We start from the raw sequence: 10,004 nt of genomic DNA on the forward strand, positions 1-10,004 counted from the left end.
CGATGCACGGCACCAGACCACGCGACCTCATCGGACGCTCATATGGCAAGGACCCCTGAGCCGGAGTGGGCAGCGCCGTGTTCTGCGGCGTCGGCGGCCCGGTGACGGCCCGTCCGGGGCGCCGGGCACCTCCCGCGGCGCGCCGCGCCGGGCGGCTGGCTGCCTCCGGTCCGGGCGGGGTCTCGCGCACCCGGGCGCGGCGCAGGTCCGCGGCGTAGGCTCGGCCCATGGTCAACCTGACGCGCATCTACACCCGCACCGGCGACAAGGGCACCACGGCCCTGGGCGACATGAGCCGCACCGCGAAGACGGACTCGCGCATCGCGGCCTACGCGGACGCCAACGAGGCGAACGCCGCCCTCGGTGTCGCGCTCTCCCTCGGCGAGCTGCCGGCCGACGTCGCCGCCGTCGTCACGCGGGTGCAGAACGACCTCTTCGACGTGGGCGCCGACCTCGCCACACCGGTGGTCGCGGACCCGGAGTACCCGCCGCTCCGCGTCGAGCAGGCGTACGTGGACCGGCTGGAGGCGGACTGCGACCACTACCTGGAGGGGCTGGACAAGCTCCGCAGCTTCATCCTGCCCGGCGGCACGCCCGGCGCGGCCCTGCTGCACCAGGCGTGCACCGTGGTGCGGCGGGCCGAGCGCTCGACCTGGGCGGCCCTGGAGGAGCACGGCGAGACGATGAACCCGCTCACCGCCACCTACCTCAACCGCCTCTCCGACCTGCTGTTCATCCTGGCCCGCACCGCCAACCGCGAGGTGGGCGACGTGTTGTGGGTGCCGGGCGGCGAACGCTGAGGTGGCGCCCCGGGACGCGTCCCGGGGCGCCACCGGGGGCGGGACGGGGGCTACTGGTCCGAGGCGGCGTCCCGGTCGGCGGCGTCCGCCGCGGACTCGGCGTCGTCGACGGCCCTGCGCATCCTGTCCAGGTCCGCGCTGCCGCTGCTCTCCCCCGGGCTCGGGGACGAGGCGGCCGGGGAGGCGGGGGCGCCGGCTCCCGGCTGTCCGCCCTGGGAGCACCCGGTGAGCAGGGCTGCCGCGAGCAGTGTGGTGCCCGCGGCGGCGCACACCGTCCGCCGTGCCGCGCCGGGTGCCGGGTGGCCGGCGCGCGTCACGAGGAGGTGTCCGCGCCGGAGTCGCCGGCGTCCTTGCCGGAGCCCTTCTTGGCGAAGTCCTGCTTCGCGCACCAGGAGGCGACGCCCTTGAGGTCGTCCTTGCGCTCCTTGACCGTCTTCTCCATGGAACGGCGGGTGGTCAGGCGGTGGTTGAGGTAGGTCCCGACGGCGGTGTGGTGTGCGGCCTTCGCGTTCGCGACGCGCTTCTCCAGCCGGGCCACGGAGCCCCGAACCCCGGAGTCGCCGTCGAGGCGGCGGATCGCCAGGTCCAGTCGCTTGTCGATCTTCGACTCCCGCTTGCACAGCGCCCGGGCGCCGTCCTTCTTCGGCTTGCCCACGTGGCGCAGGGCCTTCTGCGAGTGGGCCCCGGCGCCGGGGGCGGGGCTCGCCGCGGTGTCCGCCGCCGCCGTACCGGCCGCGCCCAGCAGGACGAGGCCGGCGGTGAGGGCCACCGTCACGGTCCGGTGAGTACGCATGGCTTGTTCTCCTCGTACGTCGGGGTGTGCCTTGCGCGGCCGACCGTAGGGAGCGTCCTTGTGGAATTCTTGTGGCCCCGTCAGGACCTGCCGGGTGCGCCGTCAGGTGCCGTCAGGTCCCGGCGTCGCCGCCGTGCGAGGGGCCCGGTGGGCCGGCGGTGTCCCGTCCGCCGGCGGCGAGGAGCCAGTCGCGTCGGGGTGCCGGAGCGCCGGGGGCCCGGCCGACCGGTAGCCGCAGCACGAAGCGCGCGCCGGGCAGTCCGTCCAGCCGGTCCTCCACCGTCACGCTCCCCTGGTGCAGCGCGGCCTGCTGGGCCACCAGCGTCAGGCCCAGGCCGGAGCCCGGCGACCCGGGCCCACGGCGAAAGCGGGCGAAGACCTCCTGCCGGCGCTCCGGTTCGACCCCCTGGCCGTGGTCCTCGACACTCACCACCACCTCGGGCGCGGTGGGCGGCCCGCCGGGTACCACCGTCACCTCCACCGCCACCTCGCCCGCTCCGTCCCGGCCGTGGACGAGGCAGTTGGCCAGCAGGTTGTCGACGGCCGTCCGCAGGCCGGGCTCCCAGCCGTGGACGGCCGGGCACCGTGCGGCGCTCAGTTCGATACACGCTCCGGGGCCCCGGCGGCGGGCCTCGGCGACGGCGGCACCGCACACCTGCGCGAGGTCCACCGGCCCGAACGTGTCGGCCTCGACCAGGTCCCCCCGGCCGAGTGCGCGCAACATCGTCAGCAGGCCCAGGAGCCTGGTGTGCTCGTGCCGCAGGTCGGTGACGACCTCCTCCCGCTCGGCTGCGGGCAGGTCCGGGTGCGCGTCGAGGATGTCGAGGTTGGTGCCCATGCTCATCAACGGCGTGCGCATCTCGTGGGCCGCGGCCGAGGAGAAGGACCGGGCCGTCTCCAGGGCCTCCCCGGTGCGTGCCGCCTGTTCGTCGTAGCGGGCCAGGACGGAGTCGAGCACCGCGGCCAGTTCGTCGACCTCGGTGACCCCGGTCCGCCGGTGGGTGAGCCGGGTCGCCGGGAGCCGGGGGTCCAGTCCGCTGGTGCGCCGCTGGAGTCTGCGCAGGGGCCGGGTGGCTCCGGTGGCGATGCCCCAGGCCAGCAGCGCGGAGACCGGCGCCGCCAGCACCGCGGAGAGCAGCACCCGCCGCCGCACCAGGCGCAGCCGTGCCTCGCCCGGGGCGTCGGGTGAGAACAGCCAGAGCGTGCCGGGCCCGCCGGCACCCGCACCGCCGACGTGCACGGAGAGCGCGCGCCAGCTCCTCGTGCCGGACCGCACCGTGACCGGCCGCACCGCCCGGCGCGGCAGCCGCAGTGAGGAGGCGGGCTGCGGGCCGCCGGCGAACGTGCCCTGCGGGCCCACCAGTCGCAGTCCGATGTCGAGGGTGGAGTTCAGCAGGTCGCGCTGCCTGGCCTGTTCCGCGCCGTCACGGTCCGCGGCGGCGGCCCGCAGCAGGCCGCGGGCGTCGCGGCTCACGGCCGTGGCGCGGTCGCGCAACGCGGTGTCCTGCTCGTGGCGCTGGTCGCGGCCGACCAGTTGCAGGAGGAGGAAGCCCGAGGCGAGGACCATGAGGGGCACCGCCACGCCCACCGCGAGCGCCACCCGGGTGGAGAGCCTCACCGCCGGCCGTCCCCGGCTGCGGGCCGCCGGGGGCGCCCGTCGGCCGCCTCTCCCGGGTCCGGCGCCCCGTCACCGGCGTCGTCACGCAGCAGGAAGCCGACGCCCCGCACGGTGTGGATCAGCCGGGGCCTGCCGTCCTGCTCGGTCTTGCGCCGCAGGTAGCTGACGAACGTGTCGACGGCGTCGGTGCGGACCTCGAAGTCGTAGCCCCAGACGAGTTCCAGCAGTCGGTCGCGGGTCAGCACCAGGCCGGCGTTGCGGGCCAGCACCTCCAGCAACTCGTACTCCCTGGGGGTCAGTCGCAGTGCGCGGCCGTCCAGCCGGGCCTGGCGGGAGGCGGGGTCCAGCACCAGGCCGCCCACGGTGACGCGGTCGTCGAAGACCGGGGGCCTGCGGCGCAGCAGGGCCTCCAGCCGCAGCACCAGTTCCTGCAACGCGAAGGGCTTCACCAGGTAGTCGTCGCCGCCCGCCTGGAGCCCGGCTATCCGGTCGGCGGTCTCGTCCAGCGCGGAGAGCATCAGCACGGGCACCTCGTCCCCGGCGGCGCGCAGCCGGGCGCAGACCTCGATGCCGCTGAGGCCGGGCATCGCCACGTCCAGGACGAACAGGTCGAACGGCGTGGCGGCGTGGGCGTCCAGCGCGCTCCGGCCGGAGTCGGCCAGGGTGACGGTGAAACCGCTCAGCCGCAGCCCGCGCGCCAGGGAGCGGCGGATGGCGCCGTCGTCGTCCACGACGAGCACGCGGCCCCTGCCGGCCCCCGGCTGTGTCCCGGCCACCCTGCTCTCCCGTCTCCGGGCCGGCGGTGCCGGCCACCTCGTGCCACCGCCTCCGCCGCGCCAGCTGTGCCGCGTGCGGTCCGCGTGGCGGGCACGCGACGCCGTTCCGGCCGTGCGGGGAGACGGGCGGACGCTACCGCCGGGGTGTGCGGTCGTGCCAGTCACGGGGGTCAGGTGGGCCCGCCCTGTCCTGGCGGGCCGCTGCCCGACCGGTGCGGGACCGCGGTATGCGAACGCGCCAAGTACCGGCTTCCACGCCTTCGTTGGTCCAGACCTCTTGACCTGTGGTCTGGACCTTTTTACTCTCCCCCTCAACTGCGGTGAGCGCGCCCCACAGCGCTCACCGGGCGACGCAGGTTCCCGTTAGCGCGTTCATCCCGTTCCTCCACCCGACTCGGGAGCAGCCTTGAGATCAGGAACCTTGACCCGCTCCGCCCTCGCCCGACACAGAGCCCTGGCGGGCCTCACCGCACTCCTGCTGCCGCTCGGCGCCCTGCTGGGCCTGGCGACGGCCACCACCGCGAGCGCCGCCACCACGGCGAGCGCCACCTACTCCAAGCCCTCCGACTGGGGAACCGGCTTCGAGGGCAAGTGGACGGTGAAGAACACCGGCACCACCACCCTCACCGGCTGGACCGTGGAGTGGGACTTCCCCTCCGGCACCACCGCCGGCACGGCCTGGGACGCCACCCTGACCCACTCCGGCAACCACTACACCGCCACCAACGCCGGCTACAACGGCACCCTCGCCCCGGGCGCCTCCACCACCTTCGGCTTCAACGGGACCGGCGCCGGCGCCCCCACCGGCTGCAAGCTCAACGGAGCCTCCTGCGACGGCTCGACCACCCCGCCGCCCACCGGCGACAACCCGCCCTCCGCGCCCGGCAGGCCCACCGCCTCCGGCATCACCGACACCTCGGTGAAGCTGAGCTGGACCGCCGCGACCGACGACAAGGGCGTGAAGAACTACGACGTCCTGCGCGACGGGGCCACCGTCTCCACCGTCACCGGCACCTCGTACACCGACACCGGCCTCACCGCGGGAACCGACTACTCCTACACGGTGCGCGCCCGGGACACCGCCGACCAGACCGGCCCCGCCACCGCCGCGACCACCGTCCACACCACCGGGGGCGGCGGCACCACTCCCCCGCCCACCGGCAGCAAGGTGCGCCTGGGCTACTTCACCGAGTGGGGCACCTACGACCGGAACTTCAACGTCAAGAACCTCGTCACCAGCGGCACCGCCTCGAAGATCACGCACATCAACTACGCCTTCGGCAACGTCACCGGCGGCAAGTGCGCCATCGGCGACTCCTACGCCGACTACGACAAGGCCTTCACCGCCGACCAGAGCGTCAGCGGCGTCGCCGACACCTGGGACCAGCCACTGCGCGGCAACTTCAACCAGCTCAAGGAGCTGAAGGCCAAGTACCCCAACATAAAGATCATCTGGTCCTTCGGCGGCTGGACCTGGTCCGGCGGGTTCGGCGCCGCCTCCCAGAACGCCGCCGCCTTCGCCCAGTCCTGCTACGACCTGGTCAACGACCCGCGGTGGGCCGGCCTGTTCGACGGCATCGACATCGACTGGGAGTACCCCAACGCCTGCGGCCTGACCTGTGACACCTCCGGGGCCTCGGCCTTCAGGACGCTGATGGCAGCGCTGCGCGCCAAGTTCGGCACCGGCAAGCTCGTCACCGCCGCCATCACCGCCGACGCCTCCGACGGCGGCAAGCTCGAGGCGGCGGACTACGGCGGCGCCTCGCAGTACGTCGACTTCTACAACGTCATGACCTACGACTTCTTCGGCGCCTGGGACGCCCAGGGCCCGACCGCCCCGCACTCCCCGCTGACCTCCTACGCCGGCATGCCGCAGCAGGGCTTCGACACCGCAGACGCCATCGCCAAGCTCAAGGCCGAGGGGGTGCCGGCCGCCAAGCTCAACCTCGGCATCGGCTTCTACGGCCGCGGCTGGACCGGCGTCACGCAGGACGCGCCCGGCGGCACCGCGACCGGCGCGGCCCCCGGCACCTACGAGGCCGGCATCGAGGACTACAAGGTCCTCAAGACCAAGTGCCCGGTCACCGGCACCGTCGCCGGAACCGCCTACGCCCACTGCGGCACCCAGTGGTGGAGCTACGACACCCCCGCCACCATCGCCGGGAAGATGACCTGGGCCAAGAACCAGGGTCTGGCCGGCGCCTTCTACTGGGACTTCAGCGGCGACACCGCCAACGGCGAACTCGCCACCGCCGTGGACAGCGGCCTGAAGTAACCCCGGCACCCGGGCCGCCGCACGCCACCCGGCCGGCAGCGGCCCGGCACGACGCGGCCGGGAAGGCGGAGTCGCCCCGCCTTCCCGGTCGCCCTCCATCTACCCACCACCCCACCTCCTGCGCACCGACCGGGGCAGAGCACCCCTGCCCACCGGGGCACTCTTTACCTGTCCATGACCAACCGTGACGGAGATCACCGGCGGGCTCCGAAGATGCGGCGGCCGGCGGCCCGTTCCCGCGTCACCGCTGCCGCACACTGATCACGGCGCGTACCGGTCGAGGCGATCTCCCGGTGCGCGCCGACCGCGTCGGGCGCACCCGCCCGGCGCGGTCCCCGGCAGCGGTCCCGCACGGGACCACCTCACGCTCAACGGAGTCCGATGCCCAAGCACCGCATGTCCAGACGCGGCAGATACCTGGCCTGGTCCGCCGCGGGGGCGGCCCTCCTCCTCGGCGGCGCGCTGACCGCCCAGGCCACCACCGCCGGCTCCGGTCGGCCGGCCCCCACGCTCTACTCGGGCCGCGCCTTCGACACCTGCACCGCGCCGAGTCCGACCACCATGAAGAAGTGGCACACCGGCTTCTACGGCGCGGCAGCCGTCTACGTCGGCGGGCGCAACCGCGGCTGCGCCCAGCCGCAGCTCACCGCCTCGTGGGTGAAGTCCGTCTCGGCCACCGGCTGGAAGCTCATCCCCCTCTACGTGGGCGCCCAGCCGCCCTGCCAGACCAGCCGCAACCCGGAGCGCATCTCCACCTCGAACGCCGCCTCGCTCGGCCGCACGGACGGCACCGACGCCGTCGCCAGGGCCTCGAAGCTCGGCATGCGGGCCGGCAGCGCCCTCTACCTCGACATGGAGTCCTACGACACCGCGAACAGCTCCTGCAACAAGGCCGTCCTCAGCTACGTGCGGGCCTGGGACAAAGCGGTGCACGCCAAGAACTACTGGGCCGGCTACTACGGGTTCCGCAGCTCCAGCGCCGCCGCCGTCGCCCAGAGCAGCGACCGCACCGACCTGCCCGACGCCCTGTGGTACGCCCTGTGGGACAAGCACCGCACCACGACCACCGACTGGCCGTTCTCCAGCCGCCTCTGGACCGGCCACCGCCGCGCCCACCAGTACATGGTCAACAGCACCGAGAGCCACGGCGGGGTGAAGCTGACCGTGGACCGCAGCGCCTGGGACGCACCGGTCGCCGTCGTCCGCTGACCGTCCCGGCGCCCACCGCCTGCCCGGCGCGGCCGAGCACGGTTTCCCCGCGCTCTCGGCGGCCACGAGCCGGCAGAGCGCGGGAGGACGCAAAGAAACATTACAAATGTAATCGCAGAGGGTGACATATGTGACGCCGCCACGACCACGCTCGTTCGCTAGGGTAAGGATTACCCAAGAGCGAATGCACGCCGCGCCAGAGTCTGCGACCCAGTAATTGACCTCGGACATGAACGGCGGCAGCGTTCTCCTTTCCTCACGCATCCTCTATTTCCCGGGTGCCTGACCTTGAGAAACGGGGAGAATCACCATGATGCACAAACTCGCAATTTTCGGATCCGGACTCGCCCTGGCCTGCTCTTTCACCGCGGCAACCACTTCCGTCGCTTCAGCCGCCTCCCTCGGCGGCGCGGCAGAACACAGTGCGACGGTTCACCTCACGAAGGCACCTCCGTCGTGCGTGAAGAGCAAGAAGTTCACGACTGACAACGGATACCGCTCATACAAGGTCACCAACGGCTGCAAAACGACCAAGAAGGTGAAGGTCGTATTCAAGCGCGCATACGACAGCAAGTGCACTGCGATCAAGCCCAAGGAGACCAGGCAGTTCATTCCCAACGTCCCCATCGCAGACTGGGACAGGGTCGAAGCCTGCTGACACCAGTCATTCCCACGCCGGTCGAGGGGAGTCGACACCTCGACCGGCGATCGCTGACCCTACACGCTCACAGCCAACCCTTCTCGCGCGCTATACGCATGGCATCGTACCGGTTACGCGCATCCAGCTTTCTGATAGCCGCCGAGGCTAAGTTGCGTACGGTTCCCGCCGAAAGGTGCAGTTCCTTCGCCATCTCTTTCACTGAGCCGCCCGATTCCGTGAGTCGCAAAATTTCAGCCTCACGACCCGTCAAAGGACTTTCCCGCGCCAGCACGCGAGTAAACAGCCTCGGATCTACGACCGCCTGACCACTGGCTACAGCTCTTATCGATTCGATCAGTCTGCGCAGTCCAGCGCTTTTCGGAATAATACCCAGAACTCCGGCCTGAATGGCCCGACCCGCAAAACCGGGTGCAGGCGCTTCCAGGGACAGCACTACTTCACAGGCAGGACGCACTCTTCGGATCTCAGCGACGGCAGCCAAGCAGTCACCGTCGACCCTGTCCGGGTCCATAATCGCAACAGACGGACCTTTTGAGGCAACAGACGCAATCAGCTCCTCGTAATCGGTGGCCTCTGTGATGACATCCAGATCCTCTTCCCGGTGGAGCGATGCAGCTATCAACTCCACACCGAGAAGGGAACCGCCAACCACAGCACAGCGGATAGCCACTTTCCCCCCTACATGGTCGCAGCTGTCCATGATGGTCGGTCACAGACAGTAGACGGCCACTCTACACAACCTCGACACCGCGGCCAGGACCTTCGACAACAGTGAGTGGCGGCGGCAACACGTCCTGACGGGTCATCACTCAACACCGCCAAGGCGCTGCTGTGAACGCTGAGGCACTAAGGCCGTTACAGGGGCGTGCATAGCCCAGACGAATTCTGGACGGCCAGGCGCTAAAGCACGGTTGGCACGCCCGATCTGCGGCGAGGCCAGGCCCTAAGCGCTGTCCCGCAATTCCTCAGGGGCGCGCGGCGTCAGCTACGACACCTCGCCGCGGTATCAGGATCTCCGCATACATCCAGTATGCGGACGTCCCTCCGCCCTGCGATGCGCCGCATCTGACGCCGCGCACTGCTCCACCACTATTGCGGGACAGCCCTTACTGATCTTTTCGTAAGTTCGGTGGGTGTGGTGGCTGTGTGGGTGGGAGGCTGTCGGGGTGGTGTATCAACCTTCTCTTTCGGTCGCCGGCTCCTGTCTTCCTCCTTTGTCGCGGCCTCAGTTGGCGGAGGCGCGTCGTGTTCGGGCAGTCGAGTTGTTTGAGGGTGGTGTCTCGAACGCGGAGATCGCGAGGGCGGTGGGGGTGTGTGCCGAGAGTGTGCGGCGTTGGCGGCGGGTGTGGGAGCAAGGCGGTGCCTCGGCTCTGCGGAGACGGGCGGCCACCGGTCGCCCACCCAAGCTGGACGACGCCCAGGTCGAGAGGGACCGGGCCGCGTTGGAGCAAGGGGCTCAGGCGCATGGTTTCGAGGCTGACCTGTGGACCTTGGAACGAGTCGGTACGGTCGTCACCCGGGTAACCGGGGTGGTGTTGTCGAGGGCGTCGGTGTGGAGGCTGCTGACCGGCCGGCTCGGATGGAGCCTGCAACGGCCCGAGCGGCGGGCGGTCGAGCGGGACGAGTCGGAGATCGCCCGTTGGATCGCGCACGAGTGGCCGCGCATCAAAAAGGGGCAGTGAACACACGTGCCTGGATCGTCTTCCTCGACGAATCAGGCGTCTCTCTGCTCCCTCAGATCCGCCGCACCTACGCCCCCCGAGGGCAGACTCCGCTCCTGCGGCACCGCCTGAACTGGAAGCGCGCGTCGATGGCCGGGGCCTTGGGCTACCACTCCACCGACCCCGATCGCGGGGCCCGCCTCTGCTTCCA

The 10,004-nt window shown here is 71.2% G+C and carries 10 protein-coding genes and 1 pseudogene; 6 read left to right on the plus strand and 5 right to left on the minus strand.

All coding sequences use genetic code 11. The features are described from left to right. The first annotated feature begins 227 nt into the window (after positions 1-227). Positions 228-800 (plus strand): cob(I)yrinic acid a,c-diamide adenosyltransferase, encoded by a 573-nt coding sequence (locus ACFV3R_RS06410; RefSeq protein ID WP_385576389.1) that lies wholly within the window; start codon positions 228-230, stop codon positions 798-800. Between the two features lie 50 nt (positions 801-850). Here the strand turns inward: ACFV3R_RS06410 and ACFV3R_RS06415 are convergent, their stop codons facing one another. The 4 genes from ACFV3R_RS06415 to ACFV3R_RS06430 all read right to left on the minus strand — a co-directional run bounded on the left by ACFV3R_RS06415 (position 851) and on the right by ACFV3R_RS06430 (position 3,987). Next, positions 851-1,117, minus strand: a complete 267-nt coding sequence (locus ACFV3R_RS06415; protein WP_385576392.1) for a hypothetical protein — start codon at positions 1,115-1,117, stop codon at positions 851-853. After that, complete coding sequence (locus tag ACFV3R_RS06420) at positions 1,114-1,593, minus strand: hypothetical protein (RefSeq protein ID WP_385576395.1); 480 nt, start codon at positions 1,591-1,593, stop codon at positions 1,114-1,116. Before ACFV3R_RS06420 ends, ACFV3R_RS06415 begins: the two co-directional genes overlap by 4 nt. 112 nt (positions 1,594-1,705) lie before the next feature. Further along, positions 1,706-3,211, minus strand: coding sequence for a sensor histidine kinase (locus ACFV3R_RS06425; RefSeq protein WP_385576398.1), 1,506 nt, complete (start codon positions 3,209-3,211; stop codon positions 1,706-1,708). Continuing rightward, complete coding sequence (locus ACFV3R_RS06430) at positions 3,208-3,987, minus strand: response regulator transcription factor (protein ID WP_385576401.1); 780 nt, start codon at positions 3,985-3,987, stop codon at positions 3,208-3,210. The genes ACFV3R_RS06425 and ACFV3R_RS06430 overlap by 4 nt, the downstream gene beginning before the upstream one ends. Before the next feature lie 421 nt (positions 3,988-4,408). Here ACFV3R_RS06430 and ACFV3R_RS06435 point away from each other — a divergent pair, with 421 nt between their 5' ends. The 3 genes from ACFV3R_RS06435 (at position 4,409) to ACFV3R_RS06445 (ending at position 8,129) form a co-directional block, all read left to right on the plus strand. Further along, positions 4,409-6,262, plus strand: coding sequence for a glycosyl hydrolase family 18 protein (locus ACFV3R_RS06435; RefSeq protein ID WP_385576404.1), 1,854 nt, complete (start codon positions 4,409-4,411; stop codon positions 6,260-6,262). Positions 6,263-6,643: 381 nt separating this feature from the next. Then, positions 6,644-7,471 (plus strand): glycoside hydrolase domain-containing protein, encoded by an 828-nt coding sequence (locus ACFV3R_RS06440; RefSeq protein WP_385576407.1) that lies wholly within the window; start codon positions 6,644-6,646, stop codon positions 7,469-7,471. A gap of 310 nt (positions 7,472-7,781) precedes the next feature. Then, on the plus strand, positions 7,782-8,129 hold the full coding sequence (locus ACFV3R_RS06445; protein WP_385576409.1) for a hypothetical protein: 348 nt from the start codon (positions 7,782-7,784) through the stop codon (positions 8,127-8,129). A gap of 67 nt (positions 8,130-8,196) precedes the next feature. On the opposite strand, the gene ACFV3R_RS06450 is transcribed toward ACFV3R_RS06445, so the two are convergent. Beyond that, positions 8,197-8,760 (minus strand): LuxR C-terminal-related transcriptional regulator, encoded by a 564-nt coding sequence (locus tag ACFV3R_RS06450; protein WP_385576412.1) that lies wholly within the window; start codon positions 8,758-8,760, stop codon positions 8,197-8,199. A 541-nt stretch (positions 8,761-9,301) separates the two neighbouring features. Here ACFV3R_RS06450 and ACFV3R_RS06455 point away from each other — a divergent pair. After that, the gene (locus ACFV3R_RS06455; RefSeq protein ID WP_385576491.1) at positions 9,302-9,814 is read left to right on the plus strand and encodes a winged helix-turn-helix domain-containing protein; all 513 of its coding nucleotides are present in this window, start codon (positions 9,302-9,304) and stop codon (positions 9,812-9,814) included. Continuing rightward, a pseudogene (locus tag ACFV3R_RS06460) lies at positions 9,811-10,004 on the plus strand (hypothetical protein); the annotation flags it as partial. The gene ACFV3R_RS06455 and the pseudogene ACFV3R_RS06460, both read left to right, overlap by 4 nt.

Source organism: Streptomyces sp. NPDC059740, from assembly GCF_042733155.1.
Classification (GTDB): domain Bacteria; phylum Actinomycetota; class Actinomycetes; order Streptomycetales; family Streptomycetaceae; genus Streptomyces.